The organism is Pseudomonas sp. TE3644, from assembly GCF_056278815.1.
In genome coordinates, this window is sequence record NZ_JBWBQF010000001.1 from 3,070,588 (window position 1) to 3,092,936 (window position 22,349).

At 61.6% G+C, this 22,349-nt stretch carries 21 protein-coding genes; 18 read left to right on the plus strand and 3 right to left on the minus strand.

From position 1 onward, the window contains the following. The first annotated feature begins 142 nt into the window (after nt 1-142). The 13 genes from ACZ9GA_RS13530 (at nt 143) to ACZ9GA_RS13590 (ending at nt 13,307) form a co-directional block, all read left to right on the plus strand. Nucleotides 143-727 (plus strand): carboxymuconolactone decarboxylase family protein, encoded by a 585-nt coding sequence (locus ACZ9GA_RS13530; protein ID WP_457362201.1) that lies wholly within the window; start codon nt 143-145, stop codon nt 725-727. 123 nt (nt 728-850) lie between these two features. Further along, the gene (locus ACZ9GA_RS13535; protein ID WP_457362200.1) at nt 851-2,218 is read left to right on the plus strand and encodes an MFS transporter; all 1,368 of its coding nucleotides are present in this window, start codon (nt 851-853) and stop codon (nt 2,216-2,218) included. A 134-nt stretch (nt 2,219-2,352) separates the two neighbouring features. Then, on the plus strand, nt 2,353-2,808 hold the full coding sequence (locus ACZ9GA_RS13540) for a cupin domain-containing protein (protein ID WP_457362199.1): 456 nt from the start codon (nt 2,353-2,355) through the stop codon (nt 2,806-2,808). Nucleotides 2,809-2,879: 71 nt separating this feature from the next. Continuing rightward, complete coding sequence (locus ACZ9GA_RS13545; RefSeq protein WP_457362198.1) at nt 2,880-3,998, plus strand: MFS transporter; 1,119 nt, start codon at nt 2,880-2,882, stop codon at nt 3,996-3,998. 58 nt (nt 3,999-4,056) lie between these two features. After that, on the plus strand, nt 4,057-4,485 hold the full coding sequence (locus ACZ9GA_RS13550) for a MarR family winged helix-turn-helix transcriptional regulator (RefSeq protein ID WP_457362197.1): 429 nt from the start codon (nt 4,057-4,059) through the stop codon (nt 4,483-4,485). Between the two features lie 52 nt (nt 4,486-4,537). After that, nucleotides 4,538-5,794: a M20 family metallopeptidase gene (locus tag ACZ9GA_RS13555; protein WP_457362196.1), complete on the plus strand. Its 1,257-nt coding sequence runs from the start codon at nt 4,538-4,540 to the stop codon at nt 5,792-5,794. Between the two features lie 6 nt (nt 5,795-5,800). Then, entirely contained in the window at nt 5,801-6,436 is a 636-nt protein-coding gene (locus ACZ9GA_RS13560; protein WP_457362195.1) for a trimeric intracellular cation channel family protein, read from the plus strand. A gap of 291 nt (nt 6,437-6,727) precedes the next feature. After that, a complete protein-coding gene (locus ACZ9GA_RS13565) occupies nt 6,728-8,026 on the plus strand; it encodes an NAD(P)/FAD-dependent oxidoreductase (RefSeq protein WP_457362194.1) in 1,299 nt (432 codons plus the stop codon). A 179-nt stretch (nt 8,027-8,205) separates the two neighbouring features. Continuing rightward, nucleotides 8,206-9,351, plus strand: coding sequence for an NAD(P)-dependent alcohol dehydrogenase (locus tag ACZ9GA_RS13570; protein WP_457362193.1), 1,146 nt, complete (start codon nt 8,206-8,208; stop codon nt 9,349-9,351). A gap of 42 nt (nt 9,352-9,393) precedes the next feature. Beyond that, the gene (locus ACZ9GA_RS13575; protein WP_457362192.1) at nt 9,394-10,845 is read left to right on the plus strand and encodes an aldehyde dehydrogenase; all 1,452 of its coding nucleotides are present in this window, start codon (nt 9,394-9,396) and stop codon (nt 10,843-10,845) included. A 189-nt stretch (nt 10,846-11,034) separates the two neighbouring features. After that, on the plus strand, nt 11,035-12,018 hold the full coding sequence (locus ACZ9GA_RS13580) for an LLM class oxidoreductase (protein WP_457362191.1): 984 nt from the start codon (nt 11,035-11,037) through the stop codon (nt 12,016-12,018). 27 nt (nt 12,019-12,045) lie between these two features. Then, on the plus strand, nt 12,046-12,570 hold the full coding sequence (locus ACZ9GA_RS13585) for a MarR family winged helix-turn-helix transcriptional regulator (RefSeq protein WP_457362190.1): 525 nt from the start codon (nt 12,046-12,048) through the stop codon (nt 12,568-12,570). After that, nucleotides 12,567-13,307: an IclR family transcriptional regulator gene (locus ACZ9GA_RS13590; protein ID WP_457362189.1), complete on the plus strand. Its 741-nt coding sequence runs from the start codon at nt 12,567-12,569 to the stop codon at nt 13,305-13,307. The genes ACZ9GA_RS13585 and ACZ9GA_RS13590 overlap by 4 nt, the downstream gene beginning before the upstream one ends. Before the next feature lie 4 nt (nt 13,308-13,311). On the opposite strand, the gene ACZ9GA_RS13595 is transcribed toward ACZ9GA_RS13590, so the two are convergent. Continuing rightward, complete coding sequence (locus tag ACZ9GA_RS13595) at nt 13,312-14,202, minus strand: LysR family transcriptional regulator (protein WP_457362188.1); 891 nt, start codon at nt 14,200-14,202, stop codon at nt 13,312-13,314. A 155-nt stretch (nt 14,203-14,357) separates the two neighbouring features. Here ACZ9GA_RS13595 and ACZ9GA_RS13600 point away from each other — a divergent pair, with 155 nt between their 5' ends. The 5 genes from ACZ9GA_RS13600 to ACZ9GA_RS13620 all read left to right on the plus strand — a co-directional run bounded on the left by ACZ9GA_RS13600 (nt 14,358) and on the right by ACZ9GA_RS13620 (nt 20,325). Then, nucleotides 14,358-14,978 carry a TetR/AcrR family transcriptional regulator gene (locus ACZ9GA_RS13600; protein ID WP_457362187.1) on the plus strand — a complete coding sequence of 207 codons (621 nt, stop codon included), beginning with the start codon at nt 14,358-14,360 and terminating at the stop codon, nt 14,976-14,978. A 127-nt stretch (nt 14,979-15,105) separates the two neighbouring features. Next, nucleotides 15,106-16,614 carry an efflux transporter outer membrane subunit gene (locus ACZ9GA_RS13605; protein WP_457362186.1) on the plus strand — a complete coding sequence of 503 codons (1,509 nt, stop codon included), beginning with the start codon at nt 15,106-15,108 and terminating at the stop codon, nt 16,612-16,614. After that, a complete protein-coding gene (locus tag ACZ9GA_RS13610; protein WP_457362185.1) occupies nt 16,611-17,801 on the plus strand; it encodes an HlyD family secretion protein in 1,191 nt (396 codons plus the stop codon). The genes ACZ9GA_RS13605 and ACZ9GA_RS13610 overlap by 4 nt, the downstream gene beginning before the upstream one ends. Before the next feature lie 11 nt (nt 17,802-17,812). Further along, on the plus strand, nt 17,813-19,333 hold the full coding sequence (locus tag ACZ9GA_RS13615) for an MFS transporter (RefSeq protein ID WP_457362184.1): 1,521 nt from the start codon (nt 17,813-17,815) through the stop codon (nt 19,331-19,333). A 29-nt stretch (nt 19,334-19,362) separates the two neighbouring features. Beyond that, nucleotides 19,363-20,325, plus strand: a complete 963-nt coding sequence (locus ACZ9GA_RS13620; RefSeq protein WP_457362183.1) for a LysR family transcriptional regulator — start codon at nt 19,363-19,365, stop codon at nt 20,323-20,325. A 156-nt stretch (nt 20,326-20,481) separates the two neighbouring features. On the opposite strand, the gene ACZ9GA_RS13625 is transcribed toward ACZ9GA_RS13620, so the two are convergent. Together ACZ9GA_RS13625 and ACZ9GA_RS13630 are read right to left on the minus strand one after the other, a co-directional pair. Next, complete coding sequence (locus tag ACZ9GA_RS13625) at nt 20,482-21,282, minus strand: IclR family transcriptional regulator (protein WP_457362182.1); 801 nt, start codon at nt 21,280-21,282, stop codon at nt 20,482-20,484. Between the two features lie 109 nt (nt 21,283-21,391). Then, entirely contained in the window at nt 21,392-22,315 is a 924-nt protein-coding gene (locus ACZ9GA_RS13630) for a SphA family protein (RefSeq protein WP_457362181.1), read from the minus strand. Nucleotides 22,316-22,349: the final 34 nt, after the last annotated feature.

Genomic DNA, 22,349 nt, shown 5'->3' on the forward strand with positions numbered 1-22,349 from the left:
GGTAATGGAAACCCGCCTATTTGAGCATCAATGACGCGAATCATTGTTGCACACGGCGCAATGCGCCCTTACCTGAATTGTTTTGGCAGGTCTGTGTCATACACCCGGTGACCTATTTCATTGATGACACAGGAGTATTGACATGGCTCGCTCAGCCGACAGTGACGAAAACATCCGTTCGACGGTCGCGATTGAATATCCCGATTTCTCGACGTTGCCGGACGAGGTAAGGGAAAAATTCGAATCCTTGCCCACCAAGGTCAACTTCTTCCGGATGCTGGGGTACAGCACCGGTGCCTACGTCCCCATGATCGACCTGACCAACGCCATTTTCCGCGATCTGACCCTGTGCGATTACCACAAAGAGATGCTCGTGCTGCTGGTGGCCGCGCATGAAGGGGTCGCGTACGAATGGGAGCAGCACGTGTCCATCGCTCAAGTGGCGGGCGTTCGTCAGGATCAATTCATCGCCATCGCCGAGAGGCGCCTGGAGTGCAGCGAGGCCTTCAAGGAAAACGAACGGGTATTGCTGCGCTTCGGGCAGGCTATCCTGGACCGAGGCAAGGCACCAGGCGTGCTCTTCAAGCACGCCCAACAGCACTTCTCGCTGCAAGAACTAAGCGATGCCATCATCGTACTGGGCTACTACCGCATGTTGTCTGGCTACATACAGACGTTCGACATCGAGATCGATCCTCAACAGGACGGCCATTGGATCAAAGGCTGAAGAGCCGGCGCAACCGCAAACAGCCCTGCAAATATGCAGGGAAGGCCTGCATCGGCGGGCATTTACGCCTGTTGGACGAAGGGATAGCCTCGTTGCCATCTTTCGAATGACGCCGGTTCCTCCATGTCCAACGCTCAAAATCTGCCCGCCATACTCACCGCCACTTGCCTGGGTTTCCTCGTTGTTCAACTGGATGTAAGTGTTGTCAACGTGGGCCTGGGCGCACTCAAATCCGCCTTTGAGACTAACCTGACCGGGCTGCAATGGGTGATCAACAGTTACGCCCTGGTATTTTCAGCGCTACTCATCCTCGGCGGTGGCAGCGGTGACAAATGGGGCGCAAAACCCGTGTTCGTGTTTGGCTTCGCCGTGTTCACCCTGGCTTCGCTGGGGTGTGGCCTGGCGTCAAGCATGCCGATGTTGATTGCCATGCGCTGCGTCCAAGGGTTGGGCGCAGCGTTCCTGATTCCCACCTCCCTGACCTTGATTCGGCAGAATTTCAGCGACCCGGACAAACGTCGCTCCGCAGTCGCGCTGTGGGGCGCTTGCGGCGGCGTCGCCCTGGCCGCAGGGCCTGTGCTGGGCGGCTTCATGATCCAGCATCTGGGGTGGAGCAGCGTGTTCCTGATCAATATCCCGCTGGGTGTGTTGGCCATCGGCCTCACGCTGCGCTGCACACCGCCTTCCCCAAAGGTTGAAAAAAAACTCGATGTCTATGGTCAGCTCAGCATTGCCATCTGCCTGGCGCTGTTGACGTACGCGCTGACTGAGGCCAGTAACCTGGGCTGGACGACCATTCCCCTGAGCACCATGGGGCTGGCTGCACTGGCACTGGCCGTCTTCATCCTGGTCGAGAAAAAAGTACAGGCCCCCATGCTGCCAGGTCGCCTGGCGCGCAATCACGTGCTGCTGGCCACCATGCTCACCGGCGCGGTCATTAACCTCACGTTCTACGGCGTGGTGTTCGTGCTAAGCATCTACTTCCAGACTGTGCTGCACTACGACGCCGTGCACACGGGGCTGGCCTTCATTCCGCTGACCGCCGTCATGACGGTTTCCTCGCTCACCTCCGCGCGCATCGCCAAACATGTCAGCGCGCTGAAAATCATGACAACCGGCCTTGCCTTGCAAATCGTGGGTTTTGTCATGCTGTCCAACGTAGGACCAGACAGTTCATTCTGGTTGCTCAACGGTGCGCTGGTGATTGTCGGCATCGGCAGTGCTTCGACCGTCCCGTCAATGAACAACTCCATGCTGGCGGCGGTCAGCCATGAGGACGCGGGCATGGCGTCAGGGTTGATGTCCTCGGCCCGCCAATTGGGTGGTGTCATCGGCGTCGCAGTCTTCGGTATTTTGATTGCCCAGAACGATCCAGTTGCGTTCAGCCACGGCATGTCGCAGTCGATGCTGGTGTGCGTCGGCGCCTTGGTGGTGTGCATCGTCACCAACCTGCGCCTGGTTCGCAAGCCTCTTGTTCCGGCAAAGGCTTAAGTAGGGAAAGCACAGCGCTGCTCGATCAGCCATACGTGATAGGTCTTGGCCGCTTTATTCAAGACCTGTCGTGCCCCCTCGCTGAAAATGGGGTTGCCTGGATCACTCAAGCACCCATTGGCGAGGAAAAAATAATGAATTACAAAACAATGCTAGCCATATTCTGCATCGCTACCCTGGAGTACGGCGTCAGTCAGGCAGCGGGGCAGCCAACGGCGCAAGCGCAGGTGGTACTCAAGAGTTCGACCTCATGGGATGGCCGGGAATATGGCCAATATCCCAGCGGACAGGCGCAACTGACCACCTTGAGGATCGTGCTGCCACCCCACTGCAAGTTGCCGTGGCATGAACACCCCATACCCAACGTGGCCTACGTGATATCGGGGAAACTGACCATCGAGGATAAACAGTCCGGTCATTCCAAGGTCGTGGGTGCCGGTCAGGCCTTCGCCGAGTCGGTCGGTGCAGTCCACCGCGGTGTGACCGGGGACGAGGGTGCGGTAGTGCTGGTGACTTACGCCGGAGTCGATGGCGTTGCACTCTCGATACCGCAGATACGCGGGAAACCCGAGTTCGACCACCTGCAATAAAACAGCCGACCTTATCGCCGACCTGGACGGCGGGCTATTGGTACGGCCAGCCGTTCAACCAGAGCGATGACATGAATCTCAACGTAAATAGACCTTCTGCGCAAACACCCGGCGCACAGACCACCACAGCAGGACCTGTAGAAGGTCTGCTGGCAGCGATATCATTCAGCGCTTTGTTGGCAGGAACCAATGCGATCAACCCGATGTTACCGCTGTATCAGAGAGTCCTGCACTTCACCCCCCTGCATCTGTCCCTCACCTTTGTCTGCTACGTATCAGCGCTCATCGGCACGTTACTGTTGTGCTCTCGTCCCTCCATCACCCGCAGGGCGCTGTTTACTCTAAGTATGGCGTTGGTACTGGCGGCAATGTCCGACTACCTGCTTTCGGCAGCAAACCTCGGTCACATTCTGCTGGGTCGTCTATTGGTCGGCATTGCATGCGGGGTGGGCACAGGCTCGGCAACCACTCTGGTCGTCTCGGCGCTTGGTGCCAAAGGCAGGACGATATCTACCACCGGCAATCTGATCGGCGCCGTGGCTGGGACCGCATTAGGTCAGGCATGCGCCCTTTACTGGGGCGATGCATCCATGCACGTTACATTTGTTATCCATGGCACCACCTGCCTATGCCTTTTTCTGGCACTGTCGGCGATGTTCCGGCGCAAAGCCAAGGCCCCTGCCTCGCACCCCGTAGCCCACCCAGCCCCAAAAAGCGCACTAGGCCCTGTACTGCGCAAACATCGAGCCACGTTGATAAAAGGCGCATTGTCATGGGTACTCATCAGCCTGTCGATCGTCACGCTCCCCTCGCTTTATGCCGCTGAGCACATGCCGTATGCGAGCTCCCTGGGCGTGATCGTTCTACTGGTGGCGTGTGCTGCCAGTCAACTGTCCAGCCCATGGCTGCCGCACCACTTGAAAGACTCCTTAGGACCAGCTGCCAGTGCACTGGGCGCAGTCTTATCGCTGACCAGCTCATGGACAGGCATTTCATGCCTCGCCTTGGCAGGTTTTACCGCACTTACCTACGCCTGCGCGGCTGCAGCCGTACTGCTGGCGGGGCTGATCGGCACCAGCGTGGGGCTTGCTACTACCGTCTACGGCATCTTTTCTGCCCTTGGCGTGTCACTGGCGGGACTGACCTGCAAGGCCTTGCAAAAAAGGCATGGCTCAAATCCAGTCACATAGTTGATATTTTCAACTATATCGCTAAGCTGAGCTCCTACATTTCACTGGCCCAGCAACCATGTACTCCGACTTTCTGAACTTCAAGCTCGATATGGCCAGCGCCTTGCTGATGCAGGAGGCCGATGCCGTGTACCGGCAGCATTGGGACCTGGACGTGCGCGGCCTGCGCGTGTTGCGCCTTATCCAGGCCAGCCCCGACATCACCCCCAAGGAAGTGTCCGCCCGCGCACTGCTGGAAAAGACCCTGTTATCCAAAACCCTGTCCCTGCTCGAATCCCGTGAACTGATCTCCCGCCACCCTCACCCGGTTGATCGCCGCAGCGTCGGCCTGCGCACCACTGCCATGGGCGCACAGGTCGCAGAGGATTCATCCAGAGTCGGGTCCGAGCTTGAAGAACGCCTCGTCGTCGCCTTGTCACGGCAAGAGCGCGAAACGCTGGACGCCCTGCTTTCCAAGCTGGTGGACAGCTTGCTAGCGCCTGGCTGACACCCCCAAAAACCCAGCAGTTTTTTACCCTCTTTTATGTAAGGAGTAGCCCATGTCGTCCCTGAAAAAGTTGATCCCCACCCTTGATGCCCTGTTGCCAGAGCTGGAGGACATCTACAAAGACCTGCACCGCAACCCGGAACTGTCGATGTGCGAGTACCGTACCGCGAAGATCGCCGCAGACTACCTGGAGCGCTACGGCTACGAAGTGAGCCGTGAAATTGGCGTAACCGGTGTGGTCGGTGTGCTGCGGAACGGCGAGGGGCCGGTGGTGATGCTGCGTGCCGACATGGACGCGCTGCCCATGGCCGAAGCCACCGGCCTGCCCTACGCAGCCGACGTGGTCACCCGCAACGAAGAGGGCGTTGAGGTGCCCGTTTGCCACTCGTGCGGCCATGACATGCACGTGACCTGGTTGATGGGCGTGGCGCGTGTGTTGTCCGAGCATCGCGACACCTGGCAAGGTACCGTGTTGGCGGTATTCCAGCCTGGCGAGGAAGTGGGCGTCGGCGCCCAGAACATGATTGACGACGGTATGATCGAGCGCTTCCCCAAGCCCGACATCATCTTGGGCCAGCACGTCATGGTCGGCCCGGCCGGTACAGTCGGCCACCGCAGCGGCACCATCCTGTCGGCCGGCGACAGTATGAAGATCAAGCTGTTCGGCCAGGGCTCCCATGGTTCGCAGCCGCAAACCTCCATTGACCCGGTGATCATGGCGGCCTCGACCGTGATGCGGTTACAAACCATCGTGTCGCGGGAAATTTCCCCTCAGGACCAGGCGGTTTTGACCATTGGCTCCCTGCAGGCCGGCACCAAGGAAAACATCATCCCTGACGACGCCACGCTGAAGCTGAACATGCGCACCTACGACGAGGGGGTGCGCGAACACATGCTGGGCGCCATCAAGCGTATCTGCTGCGCCGAATGCTCGGCCTCCAACGCGCCGCGCGATCCTGAATTCACCACCCTCAACCGCTACCCGCTGACCGTCAACGATGCCAAGGCTTCGACGCGCCTGGCAGAGGCCTTCGGCACCTGGTTTGGCGACCGTGCCTATGAAACCGCACCGGCAGCCGCCAGTGAGGACTTCAGCGTGTTCGGCCGCGCCTGGAACGTACCCTACGTATTCTGGTTCGTCGGCTGCACCGACCCGCAGATCTACGAACAGGCCAAGGCCAAGCGCCAAATCAACAGCATCCCCAGCAACCACTCACCCAAGTTTGCTCCCTTGCTGCACCCTACCCTGCGCACCGGCCTGGAAACCATGATCTGCGCGGCATTTGCCTGGTTCGGGAGCGCTGAGTAACACACGATGGACAGTCACTTGATCTACACGGTACTCGACCTGCTGGGTACCTTTGCTTTCGGGATCAGCGGCGCGGTGGCGGCCCGCCAGCAGCGCCTGGACCTGTTTGGCATCGCTACCATCACCTTTATCGTTGCCTGCGGCGGCGGCATCGTCCGGGACTTGTGCCTGGGCACCCTGCCGCCCGCAGGGCTGGCGAACTGGCGTTACCTGGCAGTTTCGCTGCTGGCCGCCTCGTGGGTGATGTGGGCCTACCCCACCGTGCGGCGGATGAGATCGCCGGTGCAGCTTTTCGATGCCATCGGCCTGGGGTTGTTCGCGGTGGCCGGAGCAAAAAAAGCCCTGGCGGCCCATGCCGGCGCCGAGGTTGCGATTGTGCTGGGTATGGTCAGCGCCGTGGGCGGCGGGGTGCTAAGGGACGTGTTGTTGTCACGGGTCCCCAGCATCCTGCAGCGGGAAATATATGCCTCCGCCGCGCTGGTGGGCGCCAGTGTCGAGGTTGCGTTGAACCACTTCGGGGCAAGCTCGGCATGGTCACCGTGGCTGGCGGCAGGCAGCTGTATCGTGCTGCGCCTGGCATCGCTACGCTTCGGCTGGCGTCTGCCGGCCAACGACAATGAAGCCGACAAGCGACTGTTCTAATCGGTGCTCACGCTGGCGGTACGGCCTCGCGGCTGTTCCGCCAGCGTGACTGTCGAAGCGGGGCATGCACAGGATTCGAAACAAAACGTTGTATCAATCCATCCAAGTTGGCGATTTATCCCCCCGGTATTCAGGATTCTAATGGCTGCGCTGTTTTGTCGCGCCCCTGGCTGCCAGCCTGTCTGGCTGCCGCTCCACCTGGAGCTGGGCCTGCGACGTCATCCATCATGGGACCGTTCGCTGCAGTCACTGCATCGCCGCTGAACGACTCCCGACGTTGTCGAGAATCACATGACCCATCGCATCATCATCGTTGGCGGCGGCGCCGGAGGCCTTGAATTGGCTACCCGGTTGGGCAAGTCGCTGGGCAAGCGCCAGCGCGCCCAAGTGACCCTGGTCGACGCCAACCTCACCCACATCTGGAAGCCGCTGCTGCATGAAGTGGCCGCCGGCTCGCTCAACTCCCATGAAGACGAACTCAACTACGTGGCCCAGGCCAAGTGGAACCACTTCCAGTTCCAGCAAGGCCGCATGAGTGGCCTGGACCGCGCCAACAAGTTGATTCACCTGGCCGCCACCCTGGACGATGATGGCGTGGAACGGGTGCCGTCCCGCACCCTGGCGTATGACACGCTGGTGCTGGCGGTCGGCAGTACCACCAACGATTTCGGCACCCAGGGCGCCGCCGAACATTGCCTGTTCCTGGACACCCGCCGACAGGCCGAACGCTTTCATCAACAGCTGATCAACCTTTACCTGCGTGCCCACGCTACCGGCCTCGCCGAGGACAGCGGCGTCAGTGTGGCCATTGTCGGGGCAGGCGCGACGGGCGTGGAACTGGCGGCAGAGCTGCACAACGCCGCCCATGAACTGGCCGACTATGGCTTGGGCGCCATCAGCCCGGCGGACCTGCGCATTACGGTGGTCGAGGCCGGGCCACGGGTGTTGCCGGCCCTACCCGAGCGCATCAGCCAACCGGTGCACCAGACCTTGACCAAGCTTGGGGTCAACGTGTTGACCAACACCGCCGTCAAGGAGGTCACCGCCGACGGCCTGCGCACCGCTGATGGGCAGGTTATCCCGGGCACGCTCAAGGTCTGGGCCGCGGGTATTCGCGCACCGGCCTGGCTCAAGGACATCGACGGCCTTGAGACCAATCGCATTGACCAGTTGGTGGTGTCGCCGACGCTGCAAACCACCCGCGACATCAATATCTTCGCCTTCGGCGACTGTGCCGCCTGCCCCCAGCCTGGCTCCGAACGGCCGGTGCCCCCGCGCGCCCAGGCCGCCCACCAACAGGCCTCGATGCTGGTCAAGTCACTTACCCGCCACCTGGCTGGCCAGCCCTTGCCGCTGTACCAGTACAAGGATTACGGCTCGCTGGTGTCACTGTCGAAATTCTCGGCGGTCGGCAACCTCATGGGCAACTTGACCGGCAGCGTCATGCTGGAGGGCTGGCTGGCCCGGATGTTCTACGTCTCGCTATATCGCATGCACCAGATGGCCCTTTACGGCCCCTTGCGCACCCTGATGCTGATGCTCGGCAACCGCATTGCGCGGGGCACCGAGCCGCGGCTCAAGCTGCACTGAGAGGCCTGCGGGTGCAGCCTTGCACCTTGAGCCTCAAGACACTGGCGCCCAGCCCCCGCGGGTCAGCCTCCCCTACGCCCACGCGTTGACCATCGAGCCAGTCGTGCCCTCGAGGCTCCCGGCTGCTTGTTCCAGGGCACCTCGCCCTATTTCACTGTCATGTTTTTCGGGAAATGATCATGTCCGATAACACCGCTGAACCGATGCAAATCAAAGCTGCCGTAATGCGCCAGTCGGGCGCCCCCCTGCAATTGGAAGATGCCCTGCTGCAACCACCGCGGGCCAACGAAGTGCGTGTGCGCGTGGTTGCCTCGGGTGTGTGCCACACCGACATGGTGGTGCGCGACCAACTGTTCCCCACGCCGATGCCCATTATCCTGGGCCATGAAGGTGCCGGCGTGATCGACGCAGTCGGGGCTGACGTCACCACCGTGGCCGTCGGCGATCACGTGGTGATGACCTACATGTCGTGCGGCCTGTGCGTGCCCTGCGAAACTGGCCATCCGGCCCACTGCACGCAGATGCACCCGCTCAATTTCGGCGGCGGGCGCCTGGACGGCAGCAGTGCGGCGTGCTCCTGTGGCGACCGTCATCCCATCCACGACCACTTCTTTGGCCAGTCGTCCTTTTCCACCTACACCATCGCCAGTGAGCGCAACGTGGTGAAGGTATCCAAACAGGCGCCGCTGGAGCTGCTTGGGCCGTTGGGCTGTGGCATCCAGACCGGCGCAGGCTCCGTACTCAATGCCCTCAAGGTCCAGGCCGGGTCAAGTTTCGTGGCCTTCGGGGCCGGCGCCGTCGGCCTGGCCGCGGTGATGGCGGCCAAGGTCGCCGGTGCCACCACCATCATCGCCGTGGACGTGACCCCCAGCCGCCTGGAACTGGCCCTGGAACTGGGTGCTACCCACGTCATCAACAGCCGCGAAGAAGACCCGGTCAAGCGCGTCCATGAGATCACCGGCAATGGCGCCAACTTCAGCCTGGAGTGTTCCGGCCGCGCCGAAGTGCTGCGCCAGGCCATCGATGCACTGACCATCCTGGGCACCTGCGGCATCGTCGGCGCCACCAAGATGGGCACCGAAGCCGCCTTCAACGTCAACGACGTGATGATCCCCGGCAAGCGCATCCTGGGCATTGTCCAGGGCGACGTGGTGGCCAATTCGTTCATTCCCAAACTGGTCGACCTGTACCTGCAGGGCCGCTTTCCCTTCGACAAGCTGTGCCGCTTCTATTCCCTTGAACAAGTCAACGAAGCGATGGCCGACAGCGAGCGCGGCGTGACCATCAAACCCATCCTGCGCATGCCCGCTTTCGATCCGGCCTGAGCCTGCCTTCCGAATCCAACTAACCCCAAGGACCTTTATTACATGACCGTTCAACTTGTCATCGACAACCAAAAACTCGACGCCAGCACCGGCAAGACCTACGAGCGCATCGACCCGCTGACCGCACAAACCGTCAGCGTCGCGGCCGCCTGCAGCGTGGAGGATGCCTTGCGCGCCGCGCAGTCCTCGCAACAAGCCTTCCACAGCTGGTCGCGCAGCGGCCCCACCGAGCGCCGGCGCATTCTGCTGGCCGCCGCCGATGCCCTGGAAGCCAAGATGGGCGAATTCTGCACCGTCATGGCCGAGGAAATCGGCGCCTCCCAGTTGTGGGCGCAGTTCAACGTGGGCGGCTCCGCTGCGCTGCTGCGTGAAGCGGCGGCGCTCACCACGCAGATCAAAGGCGAGACCATCCCCACCGACAAGCCCGGCACCCTGTCCATGACCTTGCGTCAGGCTGCCGGTACCGTGCTGAGCATCGTGCCGTGGAACGGCCCGATCCTGCTTGGTGCACGCGCCATTGCCTACCCGCTGGCGTGCGGCAACACAGTGATTTTCAAAGGCTCGGAAAACAGCCCACGCACCCATGCACTGCTGGCCGAGGCGTTTTATGAAGCCGGTCTGCCCAAGGGCGTGTTGAACTTTCTGATCAGCGCCCCTGCCGACGCAGGTGCGGTGACCGAAGCACTGATCGCCCACGACACCGTGCGCCGGGTCAACTTCACCGGTTCCACCAAAGTCGGACGCGCGATTGCCCAGACCAGTGCCAAGTACCTCAAGCGCTGCCTGCTGGAACTGGGCGGCAAGGCGCCGTTCGTGGTGCTGGACGATGCCGACCTGGACGGTGCGGTCAACGCGGCGGTATTCGGCGCCTTCCTCTATCAAGGGCAGATCTGCATGTCCACCGAGCGCTTCGTGGTCGATGAAGCCGTGGCCGATGCCTTCGTCGCCAAGTTTGCCGAACGCGTGAAGGCCTTGCCGGTGGGTGTACCGTCCCAGGCCCCTGACAGGGTGATCGGCCCGATGATCGCCCAGGGTTCGGTGCAGCGCATCAACCAAATGCTCGACGACGCGGTTACCAAGGGCGCCCACATCGCCGCTGGCGGCCTGGCCGAAAACGCCCTGATGGGCCCGACGCTGGTGGACCACGTCACCGCCACCATGGAAATCTACGACGAAGAAACCTTCGGCCCGGTGACCACCATCGTGCGCGTCAAGGGCGCCGAGCAGGCGCTGCAGGTAGCCAACGACACCGCCTACGGCCTGTCATCGGCGATCTTCAGCCGCGACGTCACCCGTGCCCTGGACTTGGCCAGCCGCCTGGACGCCGGTTGCGTGCACATCAACGGCGCCACCGTGCAGAACGAGCCCCAGGCCCCCTACGGCGGCATGAAGAACAGCGGCTATGGCCGCTTTGACGGCAGCGCTGTGATCGAGGAGTTCACCGAAGTGAAATGGGTGACCGTGGAACAGGCGAATCAGCCTTATCCGTTCTAAATGACAGGGCGGTGCCTAAGTGCACCGCCCTCCTACATCAAACAGTCAATACCTTTAAAACAATTACATCCTTTGGCTCCTTAATGTTCGGATTTGGAGCTTATTTTTCTAGCAAGATAATCGGTTTATAGTGCCCCGACTGATTAACGGCGACCAATCCAGCCTGGTCAAACCGAGGTAAAAAAGCCTATGAGCAAACTCACGTCACTCCCCTCTGAACTGGCAGGTCACCCAGGCTTTGCCCGCGTGTTCCAGCCCGGCCGCCTGACGTTTGGCTTCATCGCGCCATTGGAGAGCTACCCGGAATCCCCCGGCCCTACCCTGGCCAATCATCTGGACATGGCACGTAAGGCTGATGAGGGCGGCTTCTCTGCGATCTGGCTGCGGGACGTGCCCTTCTACGACCCCAATTTCGGCGACGTCGGCCAAGTGCTGGACCCAATGGTCTACGCAGGCTATCTGGCGGCGGTCACCAAGCACATAGCCATTGGCACCGCCGGTATCGTGTTGCCGCTGCGCGATCCACTCATCGTCGCCAAACAAGCTGCCAGCGTCGACCACTTGCTTGCCGGGCGCTTTATCCTGGGCTTGGCTACAGGCGACCGACCAGTCGAATACCCGGCCTTTGGCAAGGACTTCGACAACCGTGCCGATCGGTTCCGGGACGCCCTGGGGGTGATCCGGGCTGCCACCGAGCAGCACTGGCCGCGCCATGCTTCACGCCATTACGGTGAACTGACTGGCAACCTCGACCTGGTCCCCAGCCCCGTAGGCACTCGGCTACCCACCTTGACGGTTGGCATGGCCGGGCAAACCATGGAGTGGGCGGCGGAGCACACCGACGGCATTTTGTGGTATTTGACCGACCCGGCGCGTATCCCTGCGGTGTTGGCGCAGTGGCAGGCGGCGAGCCAGGGCAAGCCCTTCAAGCCTTATGGTTATGGCACCTTCTTCGACCTGGACCGTGATCCGGATTGCCCATTGCAGGTTGGTCGGGTGATGCGTGCCGGGCGCAAGGCGCTCATCGAGCTCTGGCAGCGGCAACAGGACCAGGGCGTGTGCCACGTGGCCCTGAACTTCAAGCCTCAGCGCCGTCCTGCTGCGGACGTCATCGACGAGTTGGGCGAGCACGTGCTGCCACATTTCCCCAGCTTGCCAGTCCCGGCCCGCTGATTCTTGGCAAAAAGGCAAAACAGCATTGTGAAATCGGGTCGTGCCAGCCCTTGGCACGCCGTTGATAATCAAGCGACGTATTTTGTCCTGGTGCAAGCCCTGAGCGAGGGACGCTCGCTGCGCAGACCTTTGTTTTCTTTCGGCACTTTTATGAACTCTTCCTATCTCGATACCTACCTGCTGGTCACGCAGGCGCGCAACGCACTGGAGCGCAGCATCAATACTCATTTGGCCAGAGCCAACCTCACGGCCACCCATTTCTACCTGCTCGACATGGTGCACACGCGCAAGGCCACCTCTGCCGTTCAATGCGGCCGGTTGCTGGAAATGACCACACCATCGGTAAAGCGAGCACTGGATGTATTGGAGCGCAAGGGCTTCATCACCCGAACCCGCAGTGACGTGGATCGCCGCACGGTACTGATTGCCCTGGCACCGGCTGGGCAAGCAGCCCATCAGGCCGCCCTGGACATCATGGGGGCGCAGCCCATCACACCTTTCGCGCCCATCGTGCAGATGTTCCATAACCTGCAGGCCACCGCCGCACCATGAGCACAAGCCAGAGCATCCATGTGCTTGATCGCGCCATGGCGATTCTCAACGCGCTGGAACACCAGCCCCTGGGGTTGAGCTTGGGTGGGCTGGCCAGCGCTACCGGCATGCCACGCTCCACCGTGCAGCGCGTGGTGGATGCACTCAAGAGCCACCAGATGCTGATGGCCGGGCCGCACGGTGTACGGCTGGGCCCTGCATTGGCCAGGCTAGCCAGCGCGTCGAAGCTGGATTTCCTGACCATCATCGCCCCCCTGCTCGAACGCCTGAACCGCTCGACCGGCGAGGCCGTGGCGGTCTGTGCGCTGCGTGACGCGTGCGCGGTGGTGGTGGCCTTTTACCCGGCCACTCATATGTTGGGGGTCAGCATGGCGGTCGGTGATCGTTACCCCAGCCATTGCACGGCCGCTGGGCAGATTTTGCTCAGCTCATTGCCCGATGCCGAACGCACGAACGTGATCGCCGCTTCGCTGGCGCGGGCAGGCACGGCCGATGCAACGACCGCCGCTGATTGGAGTGTCTGCGCAAGGCAGGCGGGTGAAGCAGGCTGGGCGCTCGCACGTGAGGCCTATGCGCCTGGGGTTTGCACGCTCGCGGCAGGCATCGCCAGCGACCCGACCCAACGTTACGCCTTGGTGCTGGCCGTGCCGAAGGAGCGTTTCGAGACACAGTTACAGCACCTTAAGGACGCGTTGTCCGCCTGCCAACAGGATATCCGCCAATGGATGACAGGCTGACGTTTCAGGGTATGAGCTTGTTCAAGGTGCGGATGAAGGCTTTGATCTTGGCATCCAGATACAACCTGGTCGCGTAGATGGCGTACAAGTTAAAGCCTTGCAGCCCATGACCAGGCAACACTTGCACCAGCGTCCCCTGCTCCAGCGCCCGCTGGGCAGCGAAGGCCGGCAGCAAGCCGATGCCCATGCCCGCTTCCAGCGCCTGAATCATTGCCTCGGTGGAGTCCATTTCGAAGAAAGCTGCGCCGGGTGCCACCACATACTCGTTGCCATCCGCCATGAAGCGCCATTGCACCGATGACGTCATTGGCCCGCAAAGCTGCAGACAATCGTGTTGCTGCAGGTCTTGTGGCGACGCAGGCACGCCCTTTGCGGTCAGGTAGGCAGGCGAGGCACACAAGATGCTGTGGGTCTTGCCCAGATGGCGAGACACGTACCCCGAATCCGGCAGGCTGTCGGCCGCAATAATGGCGATGTCGATTCCCTCTTCCAGTAGGTCCGGGATGCGGTTCGACATGGTCAATTCGAAACTGACGGCCGGGTGCATGGCACGAAACTCCGCCACCGCCGGCACCACGTAATGCCTGCCAACCCCGACCATGGCGTGCAAACGCAAACGCCCTTCGGGCAAGGACACGGTGCTTCGGGCCTCAACCTCCGCCTGGTCGACTGTGGAGATGATGCGCTGGCACCACTCCAGGTAGCGCCAACCCGCATCGGTCAGTGCCACCTGACGCGTGTTGCGATTGAGCAGCCGGGCACTCAAGTGTGCTTCCAGCTTGGCAATGTTCCGGGAAATCGTCGGTACCCCAAGACGCATCTGTTTGCCGGCGGCCGTAAAACTGCCCGCTTGGGCTACGCACATGAACGTGCGCATGTTTTGCAAGGTACCCATGACTCTGCCTCAAGATTTGTACTGAATATCACCGGAAACATTGGGCGGCGCCCGGCCGTCGCGTTGACCCGGAAAAAATTCTACGGTATAAATACTGACAGTGTCTATTAGGTTTGCGAGGCACGCTTCCCAAGCTATTGAACCGCGTGGAACCCATGACCGAGAAAACCAAGCCGTCCAAGCTCACCAAGCCGCGCAGCCGCTCATCGATTGGCGCGGTCCGCAGCCCGCAAAGTACCGAGGCCATCCTGGAGGCGGCCGCCGCCATTCTCGAAGAGCAAGGCTACAAGGCCTTTACCATGGATGCGCTAGTGGAACGCGCAGGCTCCAGCAAGCCCACCATCTACCGCTGGTGGCGTAGCAAGGGTGCGCTACTGCGCGATGTCTACGAACGCGCGGCCCTGACGTTCGTTACCTCGCCGGACACCGGCAACCTGGAGCAGGACTTGATCGTGCATTTGCGTTCGCTCTGGCAATGGTGGCGCTCCTCAAGCGCTGGCGAGACCCTGCGCAGCGTGTTCATCGAGATCGGCCTGGACGTAAACGCCATCGAAGAGTTTCGCCAGGCATTTCTGCCCCGCCGCGAACGCACATTGCGCAAGATTTTTGCAAGGGCTGTCAGCACCGGCGAAATTGTCGACGGCCCGGCGATCGATGCGGCAGTGTCCATGCTCACCGGCATGTCATGGCTGCACCTGGTCACCGCGAACCTGGATAACCTGGACGACATCGATCACTGTGTAGCGGTGATCGTCAAGGGATTACGCGCCGACTGACCCTTTGCCGGGGGCTCGGCGCTTTTTTGCGACCTTAACGACACTAAGAGTTTTTATAAATGCCTTTGCCACTCGCGTGCTTCCAGCGTGCGTACCCATCCACCCTCAGCGCCAGAGAAATCCGTTGATGAACAGTCCCACCCCACAGGACCCCAAGGACGTGCGGTCTGCCTTGCGCTTGGCAGCGCACTTGCCGATGGCCGTCCTGCTGGTTGCGCTTACCGGGTGCGCCTTTAGTGACCTGAAGCCCAGCGCCCACCTGTCCTCGCCCCAGGATGTCGAACAGACCTTGGCCAACAGCGGCATTACGCTGACACCGGCCGCATGGCCCAGCGATACCTGGTGGACCGGCTTCAACGACCAGCAGCTCAATGCACTGGTCCAGGAAGCCCTCGCCGGCAGTCCCGGTTTGCGTGCAGCGGCTGCGCGGGTGCACCAGGCCAGCGCACTGGAAGACATCCAGGGCGCCTCGTTGCTGCCCCATGCTGACGTTGCCATGAGCACCACCCGCGAGCGCTTCAGCTCCAACGGCACCACGCCCTCGCCCGTCAAAGGCACTTGGCAGAATGTCGACCAGGCCACGTTCAACCTTGGCTACGAACTGGATTTCTGGGGCAAGAACCGTGAAGCCGTGGAAGCGGCGGTGGGACGCCGGCATGCGCTGGAAGTCGATGAGCGCGCTGCAGCGCTGATGCTTTCGAGCTCGGTGGTGCAGGCCTACATCGCCCTGCAGGATACCTATGAACAGCTGGACGTTGCCCAGCAACTACTCAATCAACAGGAGCAAATCGAGAAGCTGACCCAGCAGCGCTTTGCCGCGGAATTGGGTACCCAGATCGACATCAAGCAATCCCAGGCGTCTTTGCCCGCCAGCCGGGCCAACATCGCGGCGCTCAAAGAGCTGATCGAGCTGAACCAGAACAAACTGGCCTCGTTGCTGGGCAAGGGCCCTGATCGCGGCCGCAGCATCACTCGCCCGCGCATGGCGGCAAGCAACACGATCACGTTGCCGACCAACATCCCTGCCGAGCTGATTGGGCACCGTCCCGACGTCGTTGCCCAGCGCTGGCGCGTCGAAGCCCAGGGCCACGAAATCAAAGTCGCCAAGGCACGCTTTTACCCCGATGTGAACCTCACCTCATTCATCGGCATGCAGAGCCTGGCGTTCGATACCTTCAACGACCGCAGCAGCCGTATCCTGGGCTTCTCCCCGGCCATCAGCCTGCCGATCTTCGAAGGCGGTCGGCTGCGCGGCAACCTCGATGCCCAGGACGCCGCTTACGACCTGGCCGTGGAAAACTACAACCAGACCGTGGTGGATGCCCTGCGCGACATCGCCGACCAGCTGTCATCTCTGCGTTGGCTGAAAGAGCGCATGGCGCAGCAGAACGACGCCGTGGCTACCGCCCAGGCAGCTTCAGACCTGGTCAACAAGCGTTATGCCGCCGGGCTGGCCACTTACCTGCAGGTACTGGCCACGCAGAACACCACCCTGGCCGAGAAACGCCAGCTGGTCACCCTGCAGTCCCGCGCCTTGTCCCTGCAAGCCAACCTTAGCCGGGCGCTGGGGGGCGGTTACCGCCCTGCAATCACCGCCACCGCCGATGCCACTCCAACCGTAGCTGACAAATCATGACCACGAACGCACCCTCTCCCGCTTCCCCGGCGCAAGCCAAGACCTCGAACCGCCCGCGACTGCTGTTGATCCTGGCCATCGTGCTGCTGATCCTGGCCTTGGGCATCTGGTACATCACCCGCCTGGGCACCGAGTCCACCGACGACGCCTATGTGGACGGCAACATCGTCCAGGTGACCTCGCAGGTCAGCGGCACAGTAACCGTCATCAGCGGTGACAACACCGACCACGTGGATGCCAACTCGCCCTTGGTCACGCTCAACGCCGTCGACGCCGAGATTCAATACGAGCGCGCCAAATCCAACCTGGCCCGGGCCGTACGCCAGGCGCGTACCCAGTACTACCAGGTGCAACAACTGCAGGCCGAGGTCAACCAGCGCCAGAACGATGTGCGCAAGGCCCAGGATGACGTACGCCGCCGTAACCAGTTGGCGGCCAGCGGCGCAGTATCGCGCGAAGAAATCAGCCACGCCGAAGAAGTATTGAAAAATGCCCTGGCAGGCCTGGATGGCACCCAGCACGCCTTGGCCGTGCGCCTGGCGATGGTCGACAACACCACGTTGCGCACACACCCCGATGTGCTGGTCGCCGCGAGCAATCTGCGTGATGCCTACATTTCCCTGCACCGCACCCAGATCTATTCGCCGGTTAGCGGCCTGATCACCAAACGCAGCGTTCAGGTAGGCCAACGCATCAACCCCGGCGTGGCCTTGATGTCGGTGGTGCCGGTGGACCAGGTCTGGGTCAATGCCAACTTCAAGGAATCACAGATCGAAGACCTGCGCATCGGCCAGCCGGTTGAACTGCGCGCCGATGCCTACAGCCGTGACGTGGTTTTCCACGGCAAGATCGTGGGCCTGGACGCTGGTACCGGCAGTGCGTTTTCGCTGATGCCTGCCCAGAACGCCACCGGCAACTGGATCAAGGTGACCCAGCGGGTGCCCGTGCGTATTGCACTGAAGGCCGAGGAAGTAGAGCGCAACCCGTTGCGCCTTGGCCTGTCGATGCGGGTGTCGGTGGATACCCACGACCTGGACGGCCCGGTGCTGAACAAGAAAGCGCCTGCGCAGCCGGCCTACAGCACCGACATTTTCCAGAACGAGCTCAAGGACGCCAACGACGTTGTCGAGCAAGTGATCAGCGCCAACGAAGACCGTGGGCGGGACGCCAAAGGCCCTAACCTTTAACGAGGCACCTCATGTACCGGAAAAATGCCGCCCTGCTGATCACGGTCGGGCTGCTGTGCGCATTGGAGTACCTGCAGGCGGGCATGATTGCCTTCGCCTCGGCACCCATTCGCGGTGAAATCGACGCCAGTCCCGAGGAGTTTACCTTGGTGGCCGCCCTGTACGCGTGCATCGCCGTGGTGGTGATCTCCAAACAGCGCTGGCTGGTCGAGCGCCTGGGCTGGCGCAACTTCATGCTGGGCTCGATCAGCATCTACGTGCTGGGCGCATTTGTGTGCGGCGTGAGCAGCGACCTGACCGCCTTCACCGCCGGGCGGGTGGTAATGGCCTTGGGCGGTGCGTCATTCATGACCTCGGCGCGGCTGATGGTCAACTTCCTGCCCGCAGGTCCCGGACGCTTCACCGGCGTCAAGGTGTTTGCCACCGGGCTGGCCAGTGGCACTGCATCGGCGCCGTTCATCTCGTCGCTGGTGGTGGTCGAGGACACGTGGCACGCCATCTTCTGGGTGTTGATCGCCGGTGCCGTCGTGGCCGCGCTGTTGTGCACCCGTTTCCTGCCCACCGCGCCAGCGCCGCTGGAAGATCGCACGCCGTCGAGCCCAGCGAACATTCTGCTGCTCTCGGTCAGCAGTTTCTTTCTGCTCTACGTGCTGCAGCGTTCCTACTACGACTTCTACAACGAGACGTTCATCCTCGTCGCGTTCGCGCTGTTGGCGGCCTTGGGGGTGTACATCTTCTTCCATGCCGAACACAGCAAGCATCAGCCCTTCCTGAAGGTCCGGGATTTGATGCAGCCCCGCTACGTGCTGGGTGTGGCGCTGTTCTGCTTCACCTACGTGGTGCTGGGCAGCAACAACTACATCCTGCCTTACTTTTTGCAGACGGGACTGGGGTATTCCTGGGACACCATCGGCACGTTCCAGGCCTTCGGCCTGGGCGGCGCACTGGTGACCTGGCTGGTGATGGCCATGCTGATCCCGAAATTCCCGGGACCGAAGAAATTCTTCGTCGCCGGTTTTGCCGCGCTGATCAGTTTTGGCTGCCTGCTGTCGTCAATCACCACCGATGCCAACATGTGGACGAACATTCTGCCGGCGTTGTTTCTCAACGGCTGTTTCGTGATGCTGGTGCTGGCCACCGCGGCCATGCAGACCTTCCGTGATGTAACGCACCACGACACGCTGTTCGCCCACGCCTACCAGATCAAGAGCATGCTGGGGCAAATCGCGATGGCCATGGGCACCGCCGTGGCGACCTTGTTCCTGCAGTGGCGCACCACGCTGCAGTACAACAACCTCAACGGCCATTTCGCCGCTGGCGATCCGCTGTACCTGGAACAGACCCAGCATCTGGCCCAGGCCCTGACCCCTCAGGTGGGCGCAGGCCCCGCCAACCAGATTTCACTGTCGACCCTGGCGCAGAGTCTGCACCAGCAATCGACCTTGGTGGCCAGCATGGAGTACTTCTGGGCAGTCATCGCCGTGGCGATCATCGCGCTCGGTGTGTCCATGGCACAGAAGACCTTCAAATGAATCTGCCCTTTCTCCCTCAAGGCCCTGCAATGACAGCCACCCACGACGGCGCTTTCAGTGAACTGAGCCGGCTCGATCTCAACCTGGCCATCACCTTTCTGGCGATTTGGCAGGAACGCAGCGTGTCCAAGGCAGCGGCGCAACTGTCACTCACCCAGTCGGCCGTCAGCGGGGCTCTGGCACGGCTGCGCAAGGCCCTGGGTGATCCTTTGTTCGTTCGCGTGCGAGGGATGATGGAGCCCACCCCCCGCGCCTTTGAAATAGCCACCAAGTTCAAGTTCGGCGTGGGCGCCCTGGCTGACGCCTTCACCGAACCTGACCATTTCGACCCCGCCTGCGCACGCACGCGCTTCCTGGTGGGCATGTCCGATGACCTGCAACTGGCCATGGCACCGCGCCTTGTCCAGCATGTGAGCAGCCTTGCGCCGCTGGCGACCGTGCAGTTCGTGCCCAGCGAAGCCCACAATACCGGTACGCTGTTCGAAATGGGTGAGATTGATGTCGCGATGGTCGCGCAACTCCCGGAGCGCAGTTGGCTCAACCAGGAAGTCATTGGCACGTGTGCCTATGCCTGCCTGCTGGACTCCTGGGCGTGCCAGGCCGACATGCCGCTGTCGAAAGCGGACTTTCAGCGCCTACCTCACTTGAGTGTGCGCACCGGTGAGCGTGAGTCGGTGCTGGACGCCCAATTGGCAGCGGGGGGCATGGAGCGCCATGTGCAGGTGTCGATCACCCAACATGCCCTGGTGCCTGCTTTCCTCAAAGGCAAAGGGCTGATTGCCACCCTGCCCCTCCACGCGGCCTACGCGCTGGCGCAAGGTTCACGCCTGAGCCTGTGCCCACCGCCGATGGCGTTGCCACACGCTAACATTGTCATCGCCGAGCGGCGGACCACGCAGCACACACCTGCTTTGAACTGGTTCCGAACGCAGCTTCGTGATGTGGCCCAGCAGGTGTTGAGCCAAGGCGAGCAATTCGCGATTTATCCCTAGGCACTGCATGAAATTTATATGCCTGTTCGGTGCCCACTGTGGGAGCCGGCTTGCCAGCGAGCTTTTCGCGCCTCAAAAGCTCGCTGGCTAGCCAACCCACAGATTTTCACAGGCGCTCCACACATTTCATATTCAACCTAAGACTCAACTGGACAGCTAGAACGCTGCACCTTGCAACGTATTCACCAGGTGTTTGAGCCGCGGCCCGATATCGTCCTCCAGCTTTGCCCGTGGCAGCAGGAAGCTGGGACCGCCGCAGTTAAAGGCCAGAATGCCATATTCGCTGTGCACCAGCGGCACGGCCACGGAATGGACGTCCTTGGCCCAGTCACCCAACGACAGGCAGTAGCCGTAATCAGCGTAATCCTTGAACGCCTGCTCCAGGCCTCGGCGAATGGTCAGCCAATCGGCGCCATGGCGTTCACGGATATGGTCCAGGATAAAATCCCGCTCGCTGTCCGGCATTGCCGCCAGGCACGCGCGCCCTACCGAACTCAAGTGCAACGGCAGGTAGGTGCCGATCTGGCGGCGCATGGTCAGGTTGGCTTCGCCCTGCACCACGTCCAGGTAGACCATTTGCATGCGGTCACGGGCGGCCATGGCCACAGCCGCGCCGGCATAGGTAGCCAGCTCTTCCATCAGCGGATGGGCGATCGCCCGTATGGACAGGTTCGACAGCATGCCGTAGCCGAGCGCGAGCACGCCGACGTCGAGCTGGAATTTCGAGGAATGCGGCACCTGCTTCAGGCAGCCCAACTGGCACAAGGTGTAGGTCAGGCGCGAGATGGTAGGCTTGGGTAGGCCAGTGCGGGCGGCCAGTTCCTGGTTGCCCAGCACGCTGGCCCCCGGGCCGAAACAGCGCAGTACGTCGATGCCACGGGCCAGTGCGGTAATGAAATTGCGGTCTTTGCCCGCCTCGTCATCGTGAGTGGCGTCGTCGTGCGGGGAGCTATTCATGTCGGTAAAGCCTTGAGCCATTGTGGCGGAACTATATTCCGCACAGCGGAAGACCGCAATCCTGGCTCAAGGCGGCGCCGCAACCGGAGTGCGGCGCCCCCTTCACGGGCTAAAGCGGCAAAGTGAACTTGACCCAGTAGGCATCCCCTTCAGGACGGTTGCGCACGTCACTTTCCTGCTGCCATTTGGCGGTGACAAACCAACCCGAAGCGCTGCTGTACTTGATGGACGGGCCGATCGCGAAGGCGCGCCCCTTGTTATCCTCGACCCGGTCGCCATTCTGGCGGTCATCCGTGGTCTGGCGATACACGTAGCCACCCACGCCCACCACCCAGCCGTTGCCAAAGCCCCAGCCCAGCGAGTAGTCGGCATGCGCCTCCTGCCCGGAACGGTAGTCGGTGTCGCGATTGCGCTGGTTGAAGTCATACATCATCTTGATGTCGGCGTTGATGCCCGCCGGGTCCACGTAGGAGAACGCCGCAATCGGCTCGAAGTCCCAATAGTTGCGGCCAAGGTTGGCCAGGTCGCCCCGATCATAGCGGCCGGTGGGGGCAAAGATGTCCAGGGCGTAGATGGCGTGGAATTTTTCGCTGTAGTGATACCCCAGTGCCGGCCCGAAAATAATGTCGCCCATGCCAGTCTTGCGTTGATGCTGTCCGTTAACGTCCACCTTCAGGTCGACCAGGGGGACGTTGACATGGAAGGCCAGGTCGCCGCCGAGCAGCTTCTGGTTGGTGACCCATATCAACCGCGGCGCAATCACATCGGCGCTCAGGTGGAAGTCGTTGACCGCCTTGTGGCCCTGTTTGTCGAGCAGCCGATCGGCCCGGTAGCTTTCGGCAAACACCTGCGCGTACCATCCCGGAGGCGGCATGGCGCCTGTCAGGTAGTTTTCGGCCCCCATCGGATAGGACGACCCGCCCCCTTCGGTACCGTGCGCCGCCGGCAGTGCCACTGCCAGCGCGGAGCCGGCCATCAGGCTGGGAATGTGTTTGATAAAACGTTGAGGTGCATAGGCTTTTTTATTATTCATTATGGCAACCATTCAAAGAGATAGACGCAAGCGA